Origin of the sequence: Rothia mucilaginosa, from assembly GCF_049990865.1 — a bacterium.
Taxonomy (GTDB): Bacteria; Actinomycetota; Actinomycetes; order Actinomycetales; family Micrococcaceae; genus Rothia; species Rothia mucilaginosa_I.
In genome coordinates this window covers 1,197,638-1,222,640 of record NZ_CP188231.1, presented here as the reverse complement: position 1 = coordinate 1,222,640, position 25,003 = coordinate 1,197,638, and the positions used below count along the sequence as shown (strand labels likewise).

Annotated in this window: 17 protein-coding genes and 1 CRISPR repeat array (1 of these 18 only partly in view); of the genes, 11 read left to right on the top strand and 6 right to left on the bottom strand. The window is 58.1% G+C overall.

Features of this window, described 5'->3' with window-relative positions; translation table 11 throughout:
• The first annotated feature begins 19 nt into the window (after positions 1-19).
• From ACP3RB_RS04775 to dxs, 3 genes are all read left to right on the top strand, one after another.
• Positions 20-2,155, top strand: a complete 2,136-nt coding sequence (locus tag ACP3RB_RS04775; RefSeq protein ID WP_311452789.1) for an APC family permease — start codon at positions 20-22, stop codon at positions 2,153-2,155.
• 222 nt (positions 2,156-2,377) lie between these two features.
• Positions 2,378-4,027, top strand: coding sequence for a class I SAM-dependent RNA methyltransferase (locus ACP3RB_RS04770; protein WP_426698664.1), 1,650 nt, complete (start codon positions 2,378-2,380; stop codon positions 4,025-4,027).
• Between the two features lie 227 nt (positions 4,028-4,254).
• Positions 4,255-6,327, top strand: a complete 2,073-nt coding sequence (gene dxs, locus ACP3RB_RS04765) for a 1-deoxy-D-xylulose-5-phosphate synthase (RefSeq protein ID WP_426698663.1) — start codon at positions 4,255-4,257, stop codon at positions 6,325-6,327.
• A 165-nt stretch (positions 6,328-6,492) separates the two neighbouring features.
• Here dxs and ACP3RB_RS04760 read toward each other — a convergent pair whose 3' ends face one another.
• The 5 genes from ACP3RB_RS04760 to ACP3RB_RS04740 all read right to left on the bottom strand — a co-directional run bounded on the left by ACP3RB_RS04760 (position 6,493) and on the right by ACP3RB_RS04740 (position 11,123).
• Positions 6,493-7,017 carry a Rieske (2Fe-2S) protein gene (locus ACP3RB_RS04760; protein WP_294631321.1) on the bottom strand — a complete coding sequence of 175 codons (525 nt, stop codon included), beginning with the start codon at positions 7,015-7,017 and terminating at the stop codon, positions 6,493-6,495.
• A gap of 221 nt (positions 7,018-7,238) precedes the next feature.
• On the bottom strand, positions 7,239-8,504 hold the full coding sequence (locus ACP3RB_RS04755) for an HRDC domain-containing protein (protein WP_426698662.1): 1,266 nt from the start codon (positions 8,502-8,504) through the stop codon (positions 7,239-7,241).
• A gap of 213 nt (positions 8,505-8,717) precedes the next feature.
• Positions 8,718-9,179 carry a peptide-methionine (R)-S-oxide reductase MsrB gene (gene msrB / locus ACP3RB_RS04750; protein WP_314644684.1) on the bottom strand — a complete coding sequence of 154 codons (462 nt, stop codon included), beginning with the start codon at positions 9,177-9,179 and terminating at the stop codon, positions 8,718-8,720.
• 76 nt (positions 9,180-9,255) lie between these two features.
• Positions 9,256-9,756: a Cys-tRNA(Pro) deacylase gene (gene ybaK, locus ACP3RB_RS04745; RefSeq protein ID WP_049340583.1), complete on the bottom strand. Its 501-nt coding sequence runs from the start codon at positions 9,754-9,756 to the stop codon at positions 9,256-9,258.
• A 353-nt stretch (positions 9,757-10,109) separates the two neighbouring features.
• Positions 10,110-11,123, bottom strand: a complete 1,014-nt coding sequence (locus ACP3RB_RS04740) for a YeiH family protein (RefSeq protein WP_426698661.1) — start codon at positions 11,121-11,123, stop codon at positions 10,110-10,112.
• 297 nt (positions 11,124-11,420) lie between these two features.
• On the opposite strand from ACP3RB_RS04740, the gene zapE reads away from it, so the two are divergent.
• Positions 11,421-12,470, top strand: coding sequence for a cell division protein ZapE (gene zapE, locus ACP3RB_RS04735; RefSeq protein ID WP_049327058.1), 1,050 nt, complete (start codon positions 11,421-11,423; stop codon positions 12,468-12,470).
• Between the two features lie 126 nt (positions 12,471-12,596).
• On the opposite strand, the gene cas3 is transcribed toward zapE, so the two are convergent.
• Positions 12,597-15,746, bottom strand: coding sequence for a CRISPR-associated helicase Cas3' (cas3, locus tag ACP3RB_RS04730; protein ID WP_426698660.1), 3,150 nt, complete (start codon positions 15,744-15,746; stop codon positions 12,597-12,599).
• 374 nt (positions 15,747-16,120) lie between these two features.
• Between cas3 and casA the strand changes: the two genes are divergently transcribed.
• The 7 genes from casA (at position 16,121) to cas2e (ending at position 22,382) form a co-directional block, all read left to right on the top strand.
• On the top strand, positions 16,121-17,806 hold the full coding sequence (casA, locus tag ACP3RB_RS04725) for a type I-E CRISPR-associated protein Cse1/CasA (RefSeq protein ID WP_426698659.1): 1,686 nt from the start codon (positions 16,121-16,123) through the stop codon (positions 17,804-17,806).
• The gene (gene casB, locus ACP3RB_RS04720) at positions 17,799-18,413 is read left to right on the top strand and encodes a type I-E CRISPR-associated protein Cse2/CasB (protein ID WP_426698658.1); all 615 of its coding nucleotides are present in this window, start codon (positions 17,799-17,801) and stop codon (positions 18,411-18,413) included. The genes casA and casB overlap by 8 nt, the downstream gene beginning before the upstream one ends.
• A gap of 29 nt (positions 18,414-18,442) precedes the next feature.
• Entirely contained in the window at positions 18,443-19,564 is a 1,122-nt protein-coding gene (gene cas7e, locus ACP3RB_RS04715) for a type I-E CRISPR-associated protein Cas7/Cse4/CasC (protein ID WP_426698657.1), read from the top strand.
• The gene (gene cas5e / locus ACP3RB_RS04710) at positions 19,564-20,316 is read left to right on the top strand and encodes a type I-E CRISPR-associated protein Cas5/CasD (RefSeq protein ID WP_426698656.1); all 753 of its coding nucleotides are present in this window, start codon (positions 19,564-19,566) and stop codon (positions 20,314-20,316) included. The genes cas7e and cas5e overlap by 1 nt, the downstream gene beginning before the upstream one ends.
• Positions 20,313-20,993 carry a type I-E CRISPR-associated protein Cas6/Cse3/CasE gene (gene cas6e, locus ACP3RB_RS04705; protein ID WP_426698655.1) on the top strand — a complete coding sequence of 227 codons (681 nt, stop codon included), beginning with the start codon at positions 20,313-20,315 and terminating at the stop codon, positions 20,991-20,993. The genes cas5e and cas6e overlap by 4 nt, the downstream gene beginning before the upstream one ends.
• A 112-nt stretch (positions 20,994-21,105) precedes the next feature.
• Entirely contained in the window at positions 21,106-22,047 is a 942-nt protein-coding gene (gene cas1e, locus ACP3RB_RS04700) for a type I-E CRISPR-associated endonuclease Cas1e (RefSeq protein WP_070635348.1), read from the top strand.
• Positions 22,044-22,382: a type I-E CRISPR-associated endoribonuclease Cas2e gene (gene cas2e / locus ACP3RB_RS04695; RefSeq protein WP_426698654.1), complete on the top strand. Its 339-nt coding sequence runs from the start codon at positions 22,044-22,046 to the stop codon at positions 22,380-22,382. The genes cas1e and cas2e overlap by 4 nt, the downstream gene beginning before the upstream one ends.
• Positions 22,383-22,476: 94 nt before the next feature.
• Positions 22,477-25,003: a CRISPR direct-repeat array (repeat unit 29 nt; unit sequence GTGTTCCCCGCGCGAGCGGGGATGAGCCG) (it continues 125 nt past the right edge of the window).

Genomic DNA, 25,003 nt, shown 5'->3' with positions numbered 1-25,003 from the left:
GAGGAATCGTTGGGATAAGATGCGCATCGCCCTGACCGGTCAGCCGGTCAGCACGCGAAATCTTTCGGCAGTCGCGCTGCCGAAGCGCTACGCCCTGCCTCTTTTCGGTGCCGACGGTATCTCCTCGGTCGCCTACGCCGCCGACCAGATGATTCTGACCCTTGCCGCCGCGGGTGCCTCTGCGCTCGCTTTTTCGCCCTGGATTGGTTTGGGTGTGGCGATGGTGGGTCTGCTGGTGATTGGCACCTACCGCTACAACATTAATCAGATTGCCTCCGAGGGCGATATTCAGCTGGTGCACCGCAAGCTGGGTGCGCTGCCCTCGATCGTGATGGGTGCATCCTCGCTGATGGACTACATACTCACGGTGGCGGTTTCGATGTCTTCGGCGTCCTCGTTTTTGGTGGCGCTGTACCCGCAGATTCAGGATTGGCGCACCCTCATTGCGGTGCTGCTCATTGTTGCCCTGACGCTGTTTGCGTTGCGCGGCGTGCAGCTGCTGGGAAAGATTGCGTACTGGCCGCTGTATGTGTTCTTGGCGTTGTTGGGAGTCACCCTCATTGTGGGTTGGATTCGTGCCGCTACGGGTACTCTGCCGCTGGCTGAATCGGCAACCTACGTGATTGCCCCCGAATACCAGGATCATGCCATGGAAGGCTTGGCGCTGGTGCTGCTTCTGGCGCGTTCTTTCTCCGCCGGGTTGGTGGCGTTCTCGGGTGTTTCTACGATCTCTAATTCGGTGAAGTATTTCCGCCGCCCGAAGAAATATAATGCGGCGGTCACCATGATGATGATGGGCCTAATCACCTCGGTCCTGCTGGTGAGCCTGCTCGGTTTTGCGGCGGCAACCCGCGTGCACATGGTGCACGATACGACTCGTTTCTTGTTCATTGACGGGCACGCGCCGGGGGAGTACTTCCACCAGAAGCCGGCGCTGTACCAGGTGGCTTTGGCGATTTATCAGGGTGTTCCGTTCTTCGCGCAGCTGCTGGTGTTTGCGACGGTGGGCGTGCTGATTATTGCCTCGCTGACTGCGTTTACGGGCTTCCCGGTGATTGCCTCGTCGCTGGCTGATTACCAGTACCTGCCGGTGTTCTTCCGCAGCGTGGAATCGCGCGGCCTGTACGCGAACGGTGTGCTGGCGCTGTCGGCATTCTCAATTTTCCTCACCACCGTTTTCGGTTCGGATGTGTACTCGCTGATTCAGCTGTACATTGTGGGCATGTGCCTGTCCATGGTGCTGGTTCAGCTTGCGGTGGTACGCTACCGCATGCGTCTGCTACGTATTACCCTCGCGCAGATGCCGCGCCGCGCCCTGATTCGTGATATCGCTGTCTCTGCGGTGGGTGTGGTTGTGACCGCCGCGGTGCTGGTCATCGTCGTGGTGACGAAGTTCGCCGCCGGTGCGTGGCTCTCCCTTGGAATGATTGCCCTGATGGTTGGAGGTATGGTTGTGACTCGCCGCCACTACGATGCGGTGGATGCCGCCCTGGACATCCCCCTGAACGCCGAATCCGTTGCGGATGTGGCGGCACTGCCTTCGCGTGTGCACGCCATCGTGTACGTGGAGCGTGTGCGCCGCCCGGCGGTTCGTGCCCTCTCCTATGCGCGTGCCGGTCGCCCCTCCACGATTGAGGCGCTGACGGTCAACAACGACCGCGCCGCCCTGGAGATTGTGAAGAAGCGCTGGTACGCCCTCGGTATTCCGGTGCCGCTGTCCGTCATTGATTCGCCGTACCGTAACACCGTGGATGCGGTCGTCTCGTATATTCGCCGCCGCCGCAAGAAGTCGCCGCGCGATATTTTGGTGGTGTACCTGCCGGAGTTCGTGGTGGAGCACTGGTGGCAGCGTCTTCTGCACCGCCGCACGGTGCGCCGCCTCAAGCGGGCGCTTCTGCACGAGCCGGGTGTCATGACGGCAACCGTGCCCTGGGCGATGCACGAGGATGAGGTGTATGATGAGATTTTTGATCAGCGTTTACACAGCGAAGAATCAACGGTAGAAGCAGAGGACCAAACGGCAGCTGTCGCCCCGAAGATTACTCGTTCTGCCGGTGGCGGCCGTGAACTGATTCAGAGCAACCGCCACGCGGTGTACCGCGGCCGCCTGCACGAGGCGGACGCTGTGGCGCGCGAGAAGAAACGCCAGCCGTAATAATCGCCCGGTACCCAGAAAAAATTGCCTAGCGCCCAGAAATAATTGCTCGGTGCCCAGCCCGGTCAATTGCCCTGCAACTTTGCTTGAGCACCCCGCATAGCGCCTGGACTTTGCCTTTTGCAACTAATGAGGCGCCCCTTGCGGGGCGTCGGAACCGGAGTAAAGGTACAATCCGGTGTAAAATAGTTCACATTAAGTGATTCTTTAGGAGACAATGCTGTGACCCACACTGCTACCACGCCTGCCGCCTCCAACAACGTAGACGGATACAGCGTCGGGCAGACCCTCACCGTCACCTGCGAGGCACCCGCGCACGGCGGCGCCTTCGTAGCGCGCACCGAACAGGGTGTCATCTTCGTGCGTCACGGCATCGTCGGCGAACAGGCAGAAGTGCGCATCACCGCAATCGGCCCCAAGCGCCGCTTCTACTTCGCAGACGTCATCTCCGTACCCGTACCCTCCCTGGCGCGCCGCCCCCACCCCTGGATTCAGGCGGATGCGCTCGCCACCGAAGAGGAACGCGCCGCAGCCACCGGAGTACCCGAACTGCTCGGCGGTATGGAATACGGCCACATCAGCCTGGCCGAGCAGCGACGCTACAAGACCGATATCGTCCGCACCCAGATCAACCGCCTGGGCGGCCTGCCCCTCGAATCGCCCCTGCTGACCAACCTCATCGTTGAAGAGCTACCCCTGCGCGATAACAACGAGGGCCTGTCCTGGCGTACCCGCGTGCGCTACAACGTCACCAAGGTCCGCACCCAGCCCGGCGATAAGCCAGGCAACCAGAAGAACAGCGGCAATGAGAACTCCGCCGTCACCTGGCGCATCGGCATGCACCCCTACCGCGCCTCCCAGCCCGTACCGGTCATCGACTTTCCCCTCGCCGCCACCGAACTGCGCAACCTAGAGCTTGAGAAGCTGAACCTGCGCGGCGTACGCGAAGTCGAGGCAACCGTCTCCTCCCGCGGCAGGGTCCTCTTGCAGTTCATCGTCGACCCGCGCTTCTCCATCGAAGAAGTCGCCAAAGACATCGAACAGCAGGCATCCGACGCCTGGGGACTGCTCGCCAAGCGCAAAATCTCCCTCTTCTTCACCCCGCAGTCTACCTCCAACGGCAAACCCAAGCGCGGCCGCCCCGGCTCCGCCCACAGCCCCTACCGCCGCGTACCCGAAGGCGACCAGCTGCTCGGCGCGGGCCTGCGCTCCGTTACCGAAGAAGTCACCTTCGGCTCCCGCCGATTCAGCTACCAGGTGTCTGCCGGCGGCTTCTGGCAGATTCACCGCGCCGCCCCCTCCACCATGGTCGGAACCATGCTCACCATGCTCCGCCCGCAGGAAGGCGAATGCACCCTCGACCTGTATGCCGGCGCGGGCCTGTTCACCGCCGCGCTCGCGGACGCCGTGGGCGCGACGGGTACCGTCGTCAGCATTGAGGGTTCCCCGGTGACCCATAAGGATGCGCGCTCGAACTTTGCGCCGGATGGTTGTTCCCGCACCGATAACTCGGCGGACACCCGCATTGAGGTGATTCGCGGCGACGTGGCACGCCACCTGGTGGATTTGAAGACCGCCCTTGAGTTTGGTGAAATCCCCGCCATTGATGCGGTGGTCCTTGACCCGTCCCGTGAGGGTGCGAACCGAACCACCCTGGAACGCCTGGATGCGCTGGACCCCAAGCGTATTCTGTACGTGGCGTGCGACCCGGCATCCCTGGGTCGTGACACCGGTATTTTGCGTGAGCTGGGTTGGGACATGGTGCAGCTTCGAGCGTTTGATATGTACCCGAATACGCATCATGTGGAGTCGGTGGCGCTTTTTGAGCGTGCCCCGGCGAAGCCTCGTCCGCGTCGCCGCCGCACCACGTAGCGCGCAGCTCTAGTTGCCGTAACAAAGAAGCAAATAATCGCTGTGTAGGGCGGGCTGGGCTGTTCGCCAGCCTGCCCACTAGGGGTTATTTCAGGCTGTTTTCGCTCAACCCGGTGCGTCTTGCTCTGCGGGCGTATAAATCTGCTTTTTGGCACCGTAAACGGTAGAATCATTGAAGAACCAACGCACGGAATGAGCCGTGCCCCAACCTTGAGGAGTGTGGGTGTATGCCCGCTGAAAACGCATTGCCGCAGGAGGAGACCCCGAATAGCGCCGCCGGTGGCGCACCCACCGCAGACTACAGCATTGGCGATGGTGCCACTGCCAAGTTGCTCCCGGGTATTCAGTCTCCGGCGGACCTGCAGAACCTCAGCTACGAGCAGCTGGAGGAGCTCTCTAAGGAGATTCGCCAGTTCATCGTGACGAATGTGTCGGCGACCGGCGGTCACTTGGGCCCGAACCTGGGCGTTGTGGAGCTGACCCTCGGCATTCACCGTGTCTTCGAATCTCCCAAGGACAACATTCTTTTCGACACCGGCCACCAGTCCTATGTGCATAAGCTGGTGACTGGTCGTCACGCCTTTAAGACTCTGCGTCAGAAGGGTGGCCTGTCGGGTTACCCGGATCGTGGCGAGTCTGAGCACGACATTATTGCTTCTTCGCACGCTTCCAGCTCGATTTCTTGGGCTGACGGTATTTCTCGCGCGCACAAGCTCAACGGTGAGGATGACCGCTACACCGTGGTTCTCATTGGTGACGGCGCGCTGACCGGCGGCATGGCGTGGGAGGCTGTGAACAATATTGCTGCCGACCGCACCCGCAAGGTCGTGATTGTGGTCAACGATAACGGCCGCTCCTACGCGCCGACCATTGGCGGTTTCGCGAACCAGCTCTCTGAGCTCAAGCACGGTGTGCAGCAGCAGGTGGATCGTGTGCGCCTCGATCACCGCTACGACCACGCCCTGGATGCGGTGCGCATCGGTCTGCAGCGCGGCGGCCCCGTCGGTCAGATGGTGTACCGCGGCCTGCACGGCATGAAGGCGGGCATTAAGGACGTCGTCGTACCCAAGGGCATTTTTGAAGACCTGGGCATGAAGTACGTGGGCCCCATTGACGGCCACGACCAGCAGGCTGTGGAGAACGCACTGACCGCGGCGAAGAACTACGCCGGCCCGGTGATTGTGCACGCCATTACCGAGAAGGGCCACGGCTACGCGCCCGCCCGCGCGAATGAGGACGACCAGTTCCACGCGGTGGGCCAGATTGACCCGCTGACCGGTGAGGATGTTTCGACCAGCACCTCCGAGTCGTGGACCGGTGTCTTTGGTCGCGAAATCGCAGATATTGCGGATGAGCAGGAGAACGTCGTCGGCATTACCGGCGCGATGCTGATTCCTGTGGGTCTGCGCGAATTCCAGAAGCGCCACCCCGAGCGCGTTATTGACGTGGGTATCGCTGAGCAGCACGCTGTGGCGATGAGTGCCGGCCTGGCGTACGGCGGCATGCACCCGGTGGTTGCCCTCTACGCTACCTTCCTGAACCGCGGCTTTGACCAGCTGCTCATGGACGTTGCCCTGCACAAGGCGGGCGTGACCGTGGTGCTGGACCGCTCCGGCATTACCGGCCCGGACGGTGCAAGCCACCACGGCATGTGGGATTTGGCGATGCTGCAGTTCATTCCGGGTCTGCACCTGGCGGCTCCGCGTGATGGCGCGACCCTGCGCGAAGAGCTGCGTGAGGCTGTAGCTATCAACGATGCACCGACCGTGATTCGTTACCCGAAGGGCTCCGTGGGTGAGGACATTCCCGCCCTGGAGCGTCGCAGCGACGGTGTGGACGTGCTGGCACGCACCGGTGAACCCCACCCGGAGACCGGTCAGCGTGACGTATTGTTCGTTGCCGTGGGCGCTATGGCTCGCGTGGCTTTGGAAGCTTCGAAGGTGCTTGCCGCCGAGGGTATCCAGTCCACCGTGGTTGACCCGCGCTGGGTGATGCCGGTGCCGTCTTCAGTTATTGAGCTGGCTCGTGATCACCGTATTGTGGTGACCATTGAGGACGGCGTGCGTTCCGGTGGTGTGGGTTCGCGCATCCGCCAGGAAATGCGTGCGGCTGGCGTGGATACCGCGCTGAGCGAGCTGGGTCTTCCTGCGGAGTTCATTCCGCACGCTTCCCGCGAGCAGATTCTTGAGGAGGTCGGTCTGACCGCGGAAACCATTATCGCGGACCTGCGTGCGCAGCTGGCTGGCGATAAGGTGCCGTTCGCTCGTGAAGAGGGCCAGAAGCCGCGCCACACCCGCTAAGCGGTCGTACCTGAGATGTGCCGCCTGAGCTTCTCTCAGTAGCGCGCCGCAATAGCAGGTGCTCAGCGACAAGTACCCGTCAATGACGGGCACAGTATATACAGCAAGAAGCCCCGCCCATTGTGATGGGCGGGGCTTTGCCGTACGTCTTCTGAACTACAGGTTTTAGGAGTCCTTATTGGTGTGGGCGACGAAAATCTTGCCGCCCTTCACCTGCACCGGGTAGCTGGTCAGTGCCTCCTCAGCGGGGCCGTGAATGACCGAGCCATCAGCTACGGCGTATTCGGAGCCGTGGCAGGGGCACACGATGCGGTTGGAGTCCTGCACCTGCACCTGGCAGCCCTGGTGGGTGCAGACGGTGCTGAACGCCTTGTATTCGCCCGAAGAGGGCTGGGAGACGATAACGGTCGTGGAGCCGTGGGTCAACTTAGCCGCCTTACCTACGCCCACTGCGGAGGCGGCGCCCATCTCTACGCTGCCTTCGGGTACGGTGACGTTGGAGTCACCTTCAGCGCAGGATGCGAGCAGCGCACCGGATGCGACGGCACCGGTGATAAGGGTTGCGCGGCGGGAAAAGACGCGAGCAGAAGATTCAATCTCTGCGGTATCGACTGCGGTGTCGACGGCGGCAGATGCAGTGGGGGAGGCGCATGCCTTCTGAGAGCGGCAGCATCCGTTAGGTGCGGGCATGATGGTTCCTTTCGTGTACTCTCTCCACCCTATGCCGGTTTGGGATAAAAATCGAATGAGAGCAGGCTAAGCTTTGTTCGCATTTGCACCCAATGCAAACTCCTGAGGTGCAATCCCGCGGCAAACCCCCGCCACACACTCCGAGGCACACAAAGTGCCGGTCGGGTGGTCGCATCAGCAACACACCCAACCGGCACATGTCTATTTAGCGTTAGTGAAATCTACCCCAGGTGGCGGGCAAAAATCGGCGCAATCACGGGGGCAACCAGACCCGTCTGCCACGAACGCGCACCGTACTCGGCGAGCGCATCCCGCAGGGTCTGCTCGTCAAAACGAGCCGGCGGCTCCCAGCAGAGGCGGCGAACATAATCGGTCGTAATCAGGTTCTGCGCCGGAATGGTCAGCTTCTCAGAGAGCTCATCAATTGCCTGGCGAACCTCGGTGAACAGCGCCAAGTTCTCGGGGCGCTTAGACTCCCACGCCTTCAACGGCGGCGGGGCGGTCGACGGCAAAGTGAACGGTACGGCGTTCTCACCGCGTGCCGCCGCAGCAATAGCACGCACCCAGCGCGGGCCCTCACGACGCAAACCGCGCGTCTGAAAACCGGGAATCGCCATGATAGCGGGCACGTTACGCGGCATGGTGCGTGCCGCCTCCACAATCGCAGAATCGGGCAGCAGACGCTTCGCGTCAACGTCCTTCTTACGTGCCAGCGAGTCACGCTCATGCCACAGGTTACGCAGCGCCGTCAGCTGCTTGACCGAACGCAACATCGTGCGGCCCTTCGTCTTACGCCAACGCTCCGGCTGATCCGTCGGATCCTTCACCGGGGTCTTGCACAGGTACTCGAACTCCTCCAGGGCGTACTGCAGCTTACCCTGCTGGCGGAGCAAATCCTCCAACGCGTCACGCAAATCAATGAGCACGTCAACGTCCAGCAGCGCATAGTTCAGCCAGGACTCCGGCAGGGGGCGGCGCGACCAGTCTTCCTTAGAGTGCTTCTTCGCCAGCTTATAGCCGAGCAGCTCCTCAACGGTCGCACCCAGGTTCACGCGCTCCAGACCGGCAAGACGCGCACCAAGCTCCGTATCAAACAGGCGGTTCGGGCGCATACCGAGCATATCCAGGCTCGGGAAGTCCTGAATCGCGGCGTGAATAACCCACTCAGCATCCGCCAAAGCATCGTTAATAATGCGCAAATCCTTGAACGCCTCAGGGTCAATCAGGTACAGCTGATCTTCACGCTTAAGCTGCACCAAAAAGGCACGCGAACCGTAGCGGATGCCCTGAGCACGCTCAGTATCAACAGCCACAGGGCCGGACGCCGCCGCCAACTGCTCAGCGGCACGACGCAGACCGCTCTCAGTGGTGATGAGAGTCGGAATCGGTGAGGAAGGGGCCTCCAGAGGAACAACGTCCGGAACTTCGATACCGTGAAGGGTCAGCTGAGGGGTGCCTGCGGCATTCTGTTCAGCTGCGGTACTCATGCACTCAATCCTTTTCCTCTGTCTGGTTCGACGCGCCCGTACGATGCGCCAGATGCCCGGGTAGGCGTACGCCCGAGCAAACACGAGCCCGGGCGGGGTGGCGTGCCCGCGAAGGCACTACGCCATTCTACCCGCCCGAGCTTAAAGCCTCGAATTTAGAGAGACTCACAATAAGCGGTTCACCGGCGTGCCTGCTGGGGGCATTGGCGGGGTCTATTCGGTGGATTCCGTCCCGTCAACCGGGGTATCGCCAGGCTGTGCTTCACTAGCGGGGGTCAGCGTCAGACACACCGAATTAATGCAATACCGCAAATCCGTGGGAGTCGGGTAACCCTCACCCTCAAACACATGACCCAGATGCGAATCGCAGGCGGCACACCGCACCTCCACACGGCGCATACCGAACGTCGTATCCTCCAGATAACGCACACGGTCCTCAGCCAGCGGCGCGAAAAACGACGGCCAACCACAATGCGAATCGAACTTCTGATCGGAACGGAACAGCTCCGTACCGCAGGCACGGCAAGAATACACACCCTCCGTGTGGGTGTTCCAATACTCGCCCGTGAACGCGCGCTCGGTGCCGCCCTCACGCAGAACAGCGTATTCTTCAGGCTTGAGAACTTCACGCCAGTTCTTGGCGATAGCACCCACGCCGGGTAGCGAGTTACCCATCATGACTCCTTCACTTTGCTCTCATGCCCAGGCTCTTACGACATATGTAACGCCGCGGCCGGGCGGGTTATTCCCGCTACGCGCGGATATCAGCGTACTTGCCGTTGGTGAGCTTCAGCAGGTCGTCCGGGGCGAGCTCAACATCCAGGCCGCGCTTACCGCCAGAGACCATGATCGTGTCAAAAAGCTGCGCAGACTCATCCAGCAGGGTGGGGGAGGGGGTCTTCTGACCCAGCGGAGAAATACCGCCCACCACGTAGCCGGTGCGGCGCTCAGCGACCTTCGGGTCGCACATGGAGGCGCTCTTCCAGCCCAGGGCAGCGGCAGCGGCCTTAATGTTCAGCTTGCCAGAGACCGGTACGATCGCGACCGCGAAATCCTTCTCGTGCACAATCAGCAGGGTCTTGAACACCTGCTCCTCGGAGGCGCCGAGGCTCTTCGCGGCCTCTTCACCGAAGGAAGTGACGCCCTCAACGTGCTCGTATTCGCGCATCTGGAAGGGGGTGTTCGTCTCGGTCAGCAGTGCCACGGCGGCGGTTGCTGCGCCGCTCTTCTTACCTTTAGTTTTCTTAGCCATAGACACCATTTTACGGAAGACGCCATGCGCCGTGGGGTGGGTTTGCGGGGCCGCAGCCGGTTATGAGGCGGGGTCCCGGAGGCGTGCCCCGGCAAGCCTGCGCAGATACCTGCCTATGTGCCTACCTACCTGCCTACCTACCCACCTACCTACCTGTGCGGCGAAAAGCCACATGTGTTTCGAAAAGCCACCAAAGAAGTGGCTTCTCGAAACACATGTGGCTTCTCAATGGTTATGGGGTTATTTCAGTAGCCCTTTTTCCTTCAGCTGCTCTTGAGAAAGCGAGCCAACGACAGTCCAAAATCCATCTGATTTGTCTACGTTCTGAGGTAGCCTTTAGACTCCCTTTTTTCTTAGTAAATACCGATGAGTAATTGCATGCCAAGACTAGTCAGGATGATAGCAATCCAGCAAAGGGCTCCAAGAAGAATGGATTTTCCACTGGATTTGATCATAGCAATGAGGTTGGTTTTGAGACCAATAGCACTCATAGCCATGATGATGAAGAATATGGAGAGTTGTTTGAGAGGTGAAAAGAAGCTAGTGCTGACACCGAAAGATGTGAGAAGAGTAGTTAGCAGAGAAGCTAGGATAAAGTAGAGAATGAAAACGGGGAAGATTTTTTGAAGCTTCACTCCTTGGCTGTTGCCTTGTTGACGGCTTTGCCAATAATAGGAGAGGAAGAGAACGATAGGGATAATAGCTAGAGTACGTGTCAGCTTGACAATAGTTGCAGGCTCAAGAGTGTTTGCATTGTAAAGACTATCCCAGGCACTAGCAGTAGCTGTCACAGAGGAAGTATCGTTGACCGCAGTACCCGCAAAGAGAGCAAAACCTTCGTTGGAAAGATGGAGCCAAGAACCTAGAGTTGGGAAGATAAGAGCTGCCAAGACATTGAAGAAAAAGATAACAGAAATGGATTGGGCTACTTCTTTTTCCTTGGCGTGAATAACAGGAGCAGTCGCTGCAATGGCAGAACCGCCACAGATAGAAGATCCAACTCCAACCAAGGTAGCTAGCTTTGTATCAAGGTTAAAAAAGCGTTGGAAAAAGAAAGCTATAATCAAAGCAATTGAAATAGTTGAAAGGATAACAGGAAGGGAAGATGTTCCAACTGCGAAAACTTGTGAGATATTGAGTCCAAACCCAAGCAAAATAACAGCATACTGAAGCAGTTTTTTGGAGCTATAAGTCAAACCGGCATCCAGTTGTGTATAGGAAGTGAGAAAGGGATGGAGAATCATTCCGATAAAAATGGCGAAAACAGGTGCTCCCACAACAGGCAGGAATCCTCCTAAAACCCAAGAGATGATAGAAATGATCAGGCAGACTGACAGTCCTGCCCAATTTTTTGATAGAAATGACATAAAAACCTCCGAAGATAAACGCTCCTTATTATAATCTTATTTGTCAGAAAAATAAAATAGAAAGTAGGAATACAGACCCAGCCCGGGGAGCGCACCACCTCAGCCTCCGCACCCGAACGCCCATGCCCTCGCATTCCCGACCTCCGCGTCCCAGCCCAGTAGCCCCTCCCGCATATCCCACCACCCCCTCCTCATGCCCGTAATGTGGCGGGCAACTCATGCCGCTCACGCGGGGTGTTAGACAGTACTACACTTAAAGCGGAAGTCACATCGCCGTCACTGAAGAAAAGAGTTTTTGTGCCCACCACGACCGTACACTTGACCGACCGCATCCCTCGTGTTTCTGCTGATGAGTTGCTGGCGGGTTTCCGCCCCTCTGAGCGTTTTGGCGAAGTGTCTTTTGATAGCTACATTCCTGATCCGAATCAGCCGTCGCAGGCTGAGGCTGTGCAGAAGCTGAAGGATTTTGGCGACAAGATTAATGGTGGCGGCGCTGGTGCCGGTTTCTTTGGTCGCCTGTTTGGTGGCAAGAAGAAGGATTCTACGAAGGCTGGCCTGTACCTTGACGGCGGTTTTGGTGTGGGTAAGACTCACCTGTTGGCGTCGTTGTGGCATTATGTGGATGGCCCGAAGGCGTTCGGTACTTTTGTGGAGTACACGAACCTGGTGGGTGCGTTGACGTTCCGTAAGACGGTTGAGGCGTTGAGCAGCTACAAGCTGGTGTGTATTGACGAGTTTGAGCTGGATGATCCGGGTGATACTGTGCTCATGTCTCGTCTGATGCGTGAGCTGGCGGATGCTGGCGTGAAGCTTGTGGCGACGTCGAACACGTTGCCTGGTGCGCTGGGTGAGGGCCGTTTCGCGGCTGAGGATTTTAAGCGTGAGATTCAGGTGCTTGCTTCGCAGTTTGAGGTGCACCGTGTGGATGGTGAGGATTTCCGTCACCGTGGCCTGCCTGCTGCGCCGGAGCCTGTTGCTGATGATGCGTTTGATGCGAAGGTTGAGGAAGTGTTCGGCGGCCAGACTGTTGGTGTTGATAACTTCGCTGATCTGGTGGAGCATCTGGCGAAGGTGCACCCGTCGCGTTACCGTCAGCTGATTGATGGCCTGGATGGTATTGCGTGGCGTGATGTTCACCCGATTACTGAGCAGTCGGTGGCGCTGCGTTTTGTGGTGTTGGCTGACCGCCTGTATGACAAGGACTTGCCGATTGTTTCTTCGGGTGTGCCTTTTGACAAGGTGTTTACTGAGGAGATGCTGGCTGGTGGTTATCAGAAGAAGTATTTCCGTGCGGTGTCTCGTTTGACTGCGTTGGCTCGTGAGGGCATGCTCGGCGAATCTGAGTAGCCGCCGCCTGACGCTGCGAAACCGTGCAGCGTGAATGCGTGAACTGCGCCGAAAAGTTTTATATGCAAAAGGCCCCCGCCGGATGCTCCACGAGAGGATCCGGGCGGGGGTCTTTGTTTGTCTTGGCTAGTCTTCGTTATCAAGCTTGAAGCTCTGCAAGCCTAGCTGGGTGCTGTACACCAGTTCGTAATCGCAGAGTGTGTAGGAGTACACACCTGCTTCGACCTCTTCGAAGGGTAGGATGAGCTGCCCCTCCAGCATGAATGATTTCTGCCAGTTCTCGATGCGTTCCTTCTCCAGCTGGTCGAGTGCAGCGTCGAATCGGAGTATCCGACCCTTGATGCGGTGGTTGGGTGCATCTGAGTATTGGTAGGGGAGTCGAATCGACGAAGCCGCAAGTTGCATGCTCTGCCAGTAAGTCGGCGGGTCATCGGCTGAAGCGTCAAAGCGGAGAGATTCAGCCTCGTCTGTGCCGTTGATGGAAGGCAAGAGCCGGTAGCTTTTAATCGCGCTCTTGGGATTGCCCGGTTGGTTCCGTTCCGCAACGATTGCGATAACTTCCAGGGACGCGTCGGTGTCGCGAACCTTTGCCTCACCGATTTGCTCGTCGGAGAATCGCTGGTCGTTGGAATGGAGGAGGCGGTTCATGCAGTCCGCCATGGTGTGCTGGTCACCATGAGGTGCACAGAGTAGATAGCCTTTAGCTCGGGCCTTGGCTTGTTCTTTACTCTTCTTGTACTCCTGCTTGGCGCTTTCGTAGACTTCTGCCCAAGCACTAGGAATCTCAGCAGACGCATTTTCCTGGTAGGTCTTCTGCACCAGAGGGCTAATGTCTGCCGGAATTCGAATCGGCTCACCGTCGAAGTGGGGGAGTAGCTGTGCGTAGCTGCTGAGCAGAATCATCGGCTCGTAGACTGCCTTGGATCCACGCGGGAAGTCGGGTGCCTCAATGTGCGAGCCGAACGTCTCAACTCCTCGCACGTAGCACACCGGTTTGCGGTATGCGGGGGTGCGTTCTGAGCTGCTGCGGCTATCGTGACGGTGCAGACGTCCCATGCGTTGAAGTACCAGGTCGACCGGCGCGAAGTCGGTAATCATTACATCAAAGTCCAGGTCAAGTGACTGCTCGATGACCTGCGTACCCACCACAATGAGGCGGTGCGGGCGCGAGGAATCCTCCCCGTCAGCTTCGCTGTAGTGCGCCTTCTTGCCGAGCTTTGAGACAAGGAGTTCTTCTTGTTCGGCGCGGTGCGTGGCGGTAAAGCGAGAGTGCGTGAGGACTACGTGCTCTTCACCGAACTGTTCACTCAGGAATGCGTGCATTTCCTGAGCTCGTCCAACGGTGTTGCAGATGACTGCGGCGCATCCGTGGTCATTGGCGAGCGGTTCGAGTACGTTCAGGACGCTTTCGGGGCTGTCGTCAATGAGCTTCAACTCGATTTCGGTTTGCTCTACGGGTTGTTCGACCTTCCATTTCTTAGGTGTTCCGTTGTCTTCGGCGGTGAGCGTGTGAATGACGGGATAATCCAAATCAAGAGGAGAATTTTCAGTCACGGCAGGTGCTGAAGGTGCTTGAGGCTTCGCAAGATTCGCCATCATTCGAGCCAGTAAGTCATTATTCTGCTGTGTAGAAACAGAAGCAGTTACCTTGTTCGGTTCTGCTCCAGTCCTCAAGCCCTTGGCATAGCTCTTCATCAAATCATCACGAGTAGCTGACGGCAGGGTTGCCGACATGAGAATGACGGGCGCATTCACTTGACCCAGCCAGTAGAGCGCAGCGGAAAGGTACTTGCTCATGTATGCGTCGTAGGCGTGTACCTCATCAATGATGATGACCTTAGACGCAAGGCCAAGATATCGGAGCATCACATGCCGTGCTTGCAGTGCGGTCATGAGAACCTGGTCGATAGTGCACACGACGAAGCTGGAGAGAAGTCCCTTCTTCGTACCGCTGAGCCAGCTGTGCCGCGCGAGAGACGTTCCAGGGCGTAGCGTTTTTCGGTTGTTTTCTCGCCCAGGGGTAGAAGACTCGTCGAAAATATCTGCTTTGGAGAGCGCCTCATAGGACTTGTTGAAACGGTTCTTGGAGTGGCCCAGGAACATGGAGTGCGGTTCAAGAGGTCCACCGTGTTCTTGTGCCACATTGTTTGTCTGGTATTTCACCCATTCGGTAACACGGTCAAAGAGGGCATTAGAAGTCGCCTGGGTCGGTGCCGCAAAGGCTACGCCGGTGCGACCGGTTGCCTGAGCCAGGAACTCGGCAGCAATAAGACCGGCTTCGGTCTTACCTTGACCCATGGGTGCTTCGATGCACATCATGCCGCCGCTTTGCATGGAGCGTGCCGCTTCGACTACGACTTCCTGCATGGGGCGTAGGGTGGGATTCTTCCACCCAAAACGGGATGCGTAGAGATCAGCTGCAGGGGTGTCGGGGTCGGTATCCAGCGCGGCGATCCAGCGTTGTTCAAGCCCGAGCGCCTGCCAACCAATGCGCGCTCGCTGTTCCTGTTCGGCTGAACCGAAGGTGCCCATGGGGAAGAAATCAGGGTTTGAAGCAATCCAGTCTGACATGATGACGAAACCGGTAATGCAGAATTGCACGGAGACGGGGATAGCCTGTTCGTGCTGTGCTAGCTGCTGTAACGCCGAGGATGCACCGAAACGTTCCAGGGTGATGTCGTAGAGTTCCTGCCAGGTGGCATGCCATTTGGGGGAGAGGCGCTCCAAAATGACGTTGCTCAGTTCAGCGGATGTAGAGAGATAGTCTGCGGGTGTGCCGTGGTGCGCGCCGGAAATACTTGCGAGAGTTTCAACAACTTCACTCGGCATGCCCTCGACATTGCTGGTGAGCAAGTGAGTGAGGATGCTTTGACTGTATTTACTGTGGGGGCAGCGCATACCGCTAGTGGGGGTCACAAGGTCTTCAGGGAACTCAAAGTCCTGCTGCTCGATACGCTGACGGTATATAGCGAGGTTTTCGTCGCGTCGTGCATCGAGCTGCCCGGAGAATTCAGGGGTTGCTTTGCCCATGTCGTGGGTGGCGGCAAGCCAGCATACGAGCGCGCGCGTATCTTCCATGGACAGGTGGAGGTGCTCACTGAATCGCTTCTGTAGACCCGGGGCGAGCCATGTATCCCAGAGTCGGGCGGCAACAGAACCAGCATCGAGCATGTGCTGAACGAGGGAGAGGCCGCGGGTAGGGGAGTCCTTGTCTCCTGTTTTTGCCCAGAATGATGCCGTTTCAGGTGTTGAAAGATACTCAGGGGCGGGTGCCATGATTCTCCTTAGACGGTAGACTAGTGCGTACCTCGCTGCGGTGCGAGGCGTATGTTCCCCGAAGCAGACGGGGATGAGCCAGTATTTATAAAATTGGTTGATGTGGTCCCTGCGCTAGCGGGGATTCTGCTTCCGTTGCTTCGGTTTTATTCTACACCTTAAAAATATCAAAGGTATTAATAAATTGGTAGATTCACTTGACTTAACCTTCTTGGTGCTCCTATAGTGGAACTATCAAGCCGCTGGAGGTCCACCAAGAACCCCCTGACAAGGCTAAATTAACGGTCCACTCCTATTGTGGACTAGAAACCATTTTTATGACTGCTCATTCGTCACACGACGATGAGCCGATTTCGATGATGAAAGGAGTGCGAATGGCTAGCTTGGAAGAACCCCGCTTCAATCTTGTTGATGAAGCGTGGATCCCGGTTCGACTGAAAACGGGCGAGGTTGCTGAGCTGTCACTCCAGGATTTCTTCAAACGGGTGTATGAGATTGACCGAATTCAAACGGATAATCCGCTAACCGATGTTGCAATCTTGGGTGTTGTGCTCATTATCTTTGCGCGTGCCACTTTTCTTAGCGAAGGCGTTAAGACCTTTGGTGGTGCGGCTCCTTGGATTCGCCAGATGCGAGAGCCTGATGCTGACAATCTGGCGGCTGTTCTGGGATACCTTGAAATTTTCAAGGACCGTTTCTGGCTGGTAGGCGGTGACCGCCCCTTTATGCAGGTGCATGATTTGCGTACGGCTAAGGGAGACACGAAACCTGTTAGCCGCTTGCTTTTGGACTCGGAGAGCGAGTACTTCTCGGTTCGCGCTGAAAAGACCTTGGACTCTCTGAGTTTTGCCGAGGCAGCACGCTACCTGCTGACGATTCAAGCCTGGGACTATTCCGGTATTAAATCTGGCGCAGTGGGTGACCCCCGTGTTAAGGGCGGTAAGGGCTACCCTCTGGGTGTTGGTTGGTACGGCACCACCGGTAAGGTGATTGTTCACGGCGCCAACATCATGGAAACCCTGCTGTACAGTCTCGACTACGAGCAGCTGACTGATGATGAGTCGTTTGCGCTTGATCTCCCGGTATGGGAGCGTGCTGAGCCTGATACTGCAGCACCGCGTGCGTACACTGGTGGTCCTGCGGCTCAGTACAAGGATGAGCCGGTGCCGGCGAGTGGCATGTGCGAGATTTTGACCTGGCAGTCACGCCGTATCCGTCTGCATCATGACGGCGAGCGCGTAACTTCGGTCCTTGTTGCTAATGGTGATAAATGGTTTGACCGCAATACCTATACTGACCCGCTGACGGGTTATCGCTACAGCAAGAATCAGTCGTCGAAGACTGAACAGGTGTGGATGCCTCAGGCTCATTCGGCTGAACGCACCCTGTGGCGTGGAGCTGATGCTCTGCTGACTCGTCTCACCCCGGAATCTGAGAAGCAGAATAAGCCTGCTCCTGTGATTCGTCAGTTGGGTTCGGGAAGGTACTTTCCGACTGATGCGGAGGTGCAGGTTCAGCTGGTAGGCGTTGAGTACGGCAACCAGAGTGCCGTGATTGAGAACATTATTTCTGACTCGATGACCATTGAGCTTTCTCTGCTGACTGATGAAGGCGTGAGCGCGTCCCAGATGGTGCGTGAAAATATTCAGGCAACCATGGACGCGGCAATTGCTCTGGGACAGTTTGCGGGTAATTTGTTGCGTGCTGCAGGTCGGGAATATGAATTCCGTGCAGATGCTACCGAAGCCGTACTTAACCGTATGGAGGAGTCTTTCCGCCTCTGGCTTGCAGGTCAGGGGGCAACAGAGGACATCTCCGCTAGGAAGGAAGAATGGCAGCGTCTGGTGCGTACCGCTATCCAGCATGAAGCGAACATCCTTATTGATAGTGCAGGGCCCAAGGCTATGCTTGGTTTCTTTGGTAAGGATCTTTCGGGGAACGAAGTTCTTTACAGTGTTGCTCACGCAGAACGGCAGCTCCATGCGCGTCTGCGTAAGATCATCCCTTTGGCTTATCAAGCCTCTACCTCTCACTCACCTCAGGAGGACACTAATGAGTGACCGTACTGCGCAGAATGACCTGCAGCAGTTTATTGCTGCAAAGGTGATGCGCCTTTACCACCAGAAGAGTAGCGGTGTTTCGTCTGCTACTGCACAGCTGGCGAAGCTTCGCCGGGGAACGGGCGAACCGCCCTTGGCTCATCCTGAGCTTTGGGGATTCGTCTTGGAGAAGGAAGACGGTACTGAAGGTATCCCTGAAGAGTACCGAGGCAAGGGCGACCAACCGAGTAATGCGGAGAATGCCGCGTACACTGCTTTGACTCTTTTCGCGTTGCACCAGCAGGCGCAGAACCAGCCTATGCATGTTGCGGGTGTTTCTTTCGGCCAGGCAGTCGGTCGTTTGGTCAGTCAGACTACTTCTTCGATGAAGAAGCGTTTTGATTCTCTGCTGACTGCTCAGACGGAGAACGCTCGCCAGCATTACTTGCGGAGCCTGATTACTCTGCTCCGTTCCGAAGGTATTGCCTTTGACTACGGTCGATTTGCGGTGGATTACATGTATCTTCTGAACCCTACGACGCGTCAGAAGGTGCTGTACCGCTGGAACCGCGACTTCTCCTATGGACTCATCCCTGTTCGCGCTGCTGCGAATAAAACCACTAAGTAACTATCACTCCTGAAAGAAGGAAAAAAATTATGACTACTTTCGTCGACATCCACGCCCTGCAGACCTTGCCCCCGTCGAACATTAACCGTGACGACACCGGCAGCCCCAAGTCCGCTTTCTTTGGCGGCGTTCAGCGTCAGCGCGTTTCCAGCCAGGCTTGGAAGTCCGTTATTCGCCGCGATTTTGAATCGCACCTTGACCGCTCGAAGCTGGGCGTACGTACCCGCCTGGTTGCTGACAAGGTAGTGGCACGTATCCTGGACCTTGCGCCTGAGTTCGATGCTGACCTGGCTGAAAAGGCTGTCGTTGAGGCGTTCAAGGCGGCAAAGATCAAGCTGGAGAAGCCGAAGAAGAAGGAAGACGAAGAAGCAGGCCGCGCTGTTTCTGGCTACCTGATTCTGCTGAGCAACCAGCAGATTGACAAGCTGGCACAGGCAATTATTGACGCTAACGGCGAGAAGCTCGTTGCGAAGGATGTTAAGGAAATCCTTGACACCAACCACAGCGTTGATATTGCTCTCTTCGGTCGTATGCTGGCAGAAGCAGCCGACTTCAACGTTGACGCAGCATGCCAGGTAGCACACGCCCTGAGTGTTCACGGTTCTGAACCCGATTTCGACTACTACACCGCAGTGGATGACGTTGTTCGTTCTTCCGATGACACTACCGGTGCGGGCATGATTGGCACCGTTGAGATGGCGGCAAGCACCTTCTACCGCTACGCCAACATCAACCTGGATGCACTGAACGCTAACCTGGGTGATACTTCTGCAAGCGTTGAAGCAACCCTGGCGTTTGTCCGTTCCTTCATCAACTCTATGCCTACTGGTAAGCAGAATTCTTTCGCCGCACGCACCCTGCCTGACGCGGTTATCGTAACCGTTCGCAACGACCGCCCCATCTCTTACGTGAACGCCTTCGAGAAGGCTATTACCGAGGTTGAGGGACGCCGCGTGGCTGCAGCTCGTGCGCTCGCATCTGAGGCTAAGAACATTGAAGAAGCGTACGGTTATGAGCCGGTCGCTTCGTATGTTCTGGCTTTGGGCGACCTCAAGGAAGAACTGGCTGGTCTTGGCGAACCTGTTTCTCTGAAGGGTCTGCTGGAGTCCCTGGAAGCTCAGCTGACTGCTCTCACCTCTCAGGAGTCCTAATGCCCACCCTGCTCTTGAAGATGAGCGGGCCGTTGCAGTCATGGGGCACTCAGAGCCGTTTCCGTCGCCGTGATGCCGGACATGAGCCGAGCAAATCTGGCGTGATTGGAATGGTCGCTGCTGCCTTGGGGCGCTCGCGTAACGAGCCGGTTGACGATTTGGTTTCGTTGAAGTTTGCGGTGCGTACGGATGCCTCGGGTACCCTGATTCGTGACTATCAGACCGCTAAGAATTGGGCTAAGAACCCGAATGGTGCGGCTTCTCTTTCGACTCGTATGTACCTGTCGGATGCTGTTTTTGTGGTAGCTCTGGAAGGTGAACGTGAACAGTTGGAGACTGTCGAGTCTGCACTGAAGAAGCCCGTATATCCTCTGTATCTTGGGCGGCGCGCATGCCCGGCTGGTTACGACCTTGTTTTGGGTATCCGTGAGGAGTCTGCTGAGGAGGCTCTGCGTTCGTTGGAGTGGCAGGTTCCTGAGTATCGTCGTAAGGATTTTCCGAGCCCGGTAGCGTTGCGCATCCTGCGTGATGCGTTGCCTGGTGAGCGCGGTGATTTGGTTCAGGATATTCCGGTGAGTTTCAGCTCGGAGCATCGTCAGTATGCTACGCGTGAGGTTGTGTCGGTTGAGCCTGTCCTCGTAAATGTCAAGGAAGATCAGCTTGCACAGAACATGGAGGAAGGGGCTTCTGCGAAGAGTTCTTCTACCCAGGATTCTGAGCCTGATTACATGAAGGCGGTGATGGAAGCATGACGTATTTTTCTCGTTTCATGATTAATCCGCAGCGTCGTGGTGCGTGGAAGTTGTTGCGTAGCCCGCAGGCGATGCATGCAGCTGTGATGGCGACTTTGCCGCCGGATACGGATTATTCTGAGAACCGCATCCTGTGGCGTTTGGATGAGTCTAAGCATGCTCCGGTTCTGTACATGTTGAGCCCTGAGGAGCCTGATTTTTCGGCTCTTGTGGAGCAGGCTGGCTGGCAGACTCGCCCTGGTGAGAGCGCTCATTATGGTCGTTTGCTGGCGAAGCTGGAGAACGGTCAGGAGTGGGCTTTCCGTCTTGCCGCAAACCCGGTGAAGCGTCACACGAATAAGCAGACGGGCAAGCGTGAAGCGTTCCCGCATGTGACGGCTGAGCAACAGCGGGCGTGGATTCGTGAGCGTGCTCCGCAGTGGGGATTTGAAGTAATTCCCGCGGTAGAAGGTCAGGATATTGAGGAGTGCCCGATGGTTTCTTCTCGTCAGGACCTTGCGTTTGCTCGCCGCAATGCTGAGGGTAAGGTCGGTAAGGTGACTCACCGTAAGGCTCAGTTTGATGGTGCTCTTCGCATCACTGATGTTGAGCTGTTCCGTAAGTCTCTGCTCTCCGGTATGGGCAGGGGTAAGGCGTACGGTATGGGCCTTCTGACGTTGGCGCCTCTGTCTCGCTAGGTAATGCGGGTGAAGGGCGGGGGACTGTTCTGTGTGATGGTGCCCCGCCCTTTCTTTATTCACTCATATTTTTGTGCCGATGCTGGCACGCTGATGTTCATAGGAGAAGATCATGCAGGGGGCTATTCCTCCGAGCTCGTCTGAGCTGTTTCGTAGTTCTGACCGTTTGAGTTTTGTGTATGTGGAGCATGCGACGATTTCCCGTGCGGATAGTGCGGTGACGTTTGTGAAGGAAGAGGGCGTGGTTCATTGCCCTGCTGCGAGTTTGAGCGCTTTGCTGTTGGGGCCGGGTACTCGTATTACTCATCAGGCGATGGCTTTGTTGGGGGAGTGCGGTACTACGGTGGTGTGGGTTGGCGAGCAGGGTGTTCGTTATTATGCGAGCGGTAAGTCTGTGGCTCGTTCTTCGCGTCTGTTGATTGCTCAGGCGAAGTTGGTGTCGAATACGCGGAGCCGTTTGGCTGTGGCGCGCATGATGTATCAGTGGCGTTTTCCTGGTGAGGACACGAGCGAGCTGACGATGCAGCAGCTGCGTGGCAGGGAGGGCGCTAGGGTGCGTTCTGTGTATAGGCAGTGGTCTGAGCGGACTGGTGTTCCGTGGGAGCGCCGTGAGTATGATCCGAATAATTTTGGTGATGGGTCACCGATTAACCAGGCGTTGTCGGCTGCTCATGCCGCGTTGTATGGGATTGTTCATGCGGCGATTGTGTCTTTGGGATGTGCGCCTGGGCTGGGTTTTGTGCATACGGGGCATGCTTCTTCTTTTGTGTATGACGTTGCTGATTTGTATAAGGCGGAGGTTACGATTCCTGCTGCGTTTGAGGTGGTTGCTGGCTATACGGAGGGGATGGATATTGGGTCTGTGACGCGTAGGGCGGTGCGTGACCGTATTCGTTCTGAGAAGGTGATGGAGCGGGTTGTGCGGGATATTCAGCGGCTTCTGTTGTCTGAGGAGGTTCCTGAGGAGATGCTTGATAGTACTGAGATGCTTTTGTGGGATGAGTACACGGGAGGTACTACGGCGCGTGCGAATTTCTCTGGAGACGAGTCATGATTGTGATTGTGTTGTCTGCTTGTCCGGTGAGTCTTCGTGGTGATTTGACGAAGTGGCTTTTGGAGATTAATCCTGGCGTGTTTGTGGGTCGTGTGAGTGCCAGGATTCGTGAGAAGTTGTGGGCGCGTGTGTTGGAGTCGGGTGGTGCTGGTAGGGCGACGATGGTGTTTCCGGCGGATAATGAGCAGCGGCTTGAGTTTCGGGTGAATAATGCGGATTGGGAGCCTGTGGATTTTGAGGGTGTGAAGCTGATTTATCGCCCGGTGGTTCGTAAAACGGTGCCAAAATCTGGGTGGAGTAAGGCGAGTAAGTATCGCCGTGCTCGTCGTGGTTAGGAGCGGTTGTTTATCGTGTATTCTGGATGCAGGCTCTGGCTCCAAAGTGATTCTATTTTGCTGATGTAGGGGGTAAAGCCCCATGTCAGCAAGTGTGTTCCCCGCGCGAGCGGGGATGAGCCGGGAATTGGTCTTATCGCCTAGCTCATCAATGCGTGTTCCCCGCGCGAGCGGGGATGAGCCGTGTGCGCAAGAATGTGAATGCCGCTATTGCCCGTGTTCCCCGCGCGAGCGGGGATGAGCCGAAGCAGGAATGTACTAACCTCATACGCTATACGTGTTCCCCGCGCGAGCGGGGATGAGCCGGCGCTACCCGGCAACGGTGAAGGCTGGTTCGAGTGTTCCCCGCGCGAGCGGGGATGAGCCGACATAGATTATGACCTAGGAGCAGTGTTAGGCGTGTTCCCCGCGCGAGCGGGGATGAGCCGCTGCTGAACACCAGGCCGCAGGCGACCGCCGAGTGTTCCCCGCGCGAGCGGGGATGAGCCGCGGGGCGTACCGACGAGTCGGCCAGCACGGGCGTGTTCCCCGCGCGAGCGGGGATGAGCCGATCGGGGCGTGCAGGTCGAATTTCTCGACAACGTGTTCCCCGCGCGAGCGGGGATGAGCCGCCAGGCGTATTTACACTAAACCCCATTTCGCCGTGTTCCCCGCGCGAGCGGGGATGAGCCGGGGTGGGCTTTCATTGAGGGTTAGAGCTGTTGGTGTTCCCCGCGCGAGCGGGGATGAGCCGCCGGGCACGTGGCTATCACGCACACCGAACGGGTGTTCCCCGCGCGAGCGGGGATGAGCCGCGCGAGTCATCAACACGAAGCGAGGCCCCGTCGTGTTCCCCGCGCGAGCGGGGATGAGCCGCGCTCGCCGCTGAGCATATTCACTACTACGAGGTGTTCCCCGCGCGAGCGGGGATGAGCCGCGCCGGCACGGGTTTCAGGTCTACGGGTGCGAGTGTTCCCCGCGCGAGCGGGGATGAGCCGATTTTTTGGCTACTAAAAATGTACCGTGTGTTGTGTTCCCCGCGCGAGCGGGGATGAGCCGGACGGTGGCCATGAGCACCCGACAGATTGGCGGTGTTCCCCGCGCGAGCGGGGATGAGCCGTACTCGCGAATGATGCCAGTATGAACATCCCAGTGTTCCCCGCGCGAGCGGGGATGAGCCGCCCGAGCGGGCAGTGGGGTGGCGAGATGGGCTGTGTTCCCCGCGCGAGCGGGGATGAGCCTAGTCACCGGCACGCCGCCTACGACGGACACAGGTGTTCCCCGCGCGAGCGGGGATGAGCCGGCTTGCCGCCGCTCAAAGGGTCTTAGTGACCTGTGTTCCCCGCGCGAGCGGGGATGAGCCGTCGGTAACGCCGCGATTCTGCAGGAGCTTATCGTGTTCCCCGCGCGAGCGGGGATGAGCCGGCAGACCCCGTCCCAGCGCTCGCTGTCGGTCGGTGTTCCCCGCGCGAGCGGGGATGAGCCGCACGTTAGTCATTTTTCTCTCCAATCAGGAATGTGTTCCCCGCGCGAGCGGGGATGAGCCGATTCATGACGGCTCTCCGCTCCTTTGCGCAAAGTGTTCCCCGCGCGAGCGGGGATGAGCCGGAAATAGCCCACCAGGAGCCAGTCAACGTGTTGTGTTCCCCGCGCGAGCGGGGATGAGCCGCGCCGCATGCAAAGCCTGCGAGATTTCCTCATGTGTTCCCCGCGCGAGCGGGGATGAGCCGTGCCCAACCTGCACCCGCCTTCCTATTCTGCTGTGTTCCCCGCGCGAGCGGGGATGAGCCTTAGCGCACTAGCGATAATGTGCCTAGTCTACCGTGTTCCCCGCGCGAGCGGGGATGAGCCGCGCGTTCTTTGCGGTGATGTCTGCCAGGTTTGGTGTTCCCCGCGCGAGCGGGGATGAGCCGAGCACGCCCTGCACGGCACTGACCCGTTCTGTGTGTTCCCCGCGCGAGCGGGGATGAGCCGCAACCGACACGCTGGCCGGTTTGGTGGAATGGGTGTTCCCCGCGCGAGCGGGGATGAGCCAGGTGAACTGCACCTCGGCCACTTGGTCGGTCCGTGTTCCCCGCGCGAGCGGGGATGAGCCGGGACAGTCGCTCACCGTGCAGGGCATGGAGCGGTGTTCCCCGCGCGAGCGGGGATGAGCCGCCCCGCCTCGTGAACTGCCTCATCGAATGGGCGTGTTCCCCGCGCGAGCGGGGATGAGCCGAGCAAATCAAAATCACCATCTGAGGAATTATAGTGTTCCCCGCGCGAGCGGGGATGAGCCGGCCAGGGCGATAGCGGCAGCCACAGCACCGGCGTGTTCCCCGCGCGAGCGGGGATGAGCCGTGCTTAGGCGATGTCCTGAGGTATTCCAGAGGGTGTTCCCCGCGCGAGCGGGGATGAGCCGCGACTCGCAAATCTCGCAGACATCACCGCAAAGTGTTCCCCGCGCGAGCGGGGATGAGCCGTGAACGGCCGCGATGTCTTTTGGTGCCCTGAGGTGTTCCCCGCGCGAGCGGGGATGAGCCGCCGAGGCTTCGTCGGATGCTTCGGAGGAGCCGGTGTTCCCCGCGCGAGCGGGGATGAGCCGCCATGCTGGTGGAAGCCCAGTTCGGCTGGGTCGTGTTCCCCGCGCGAGCGGGGATGAG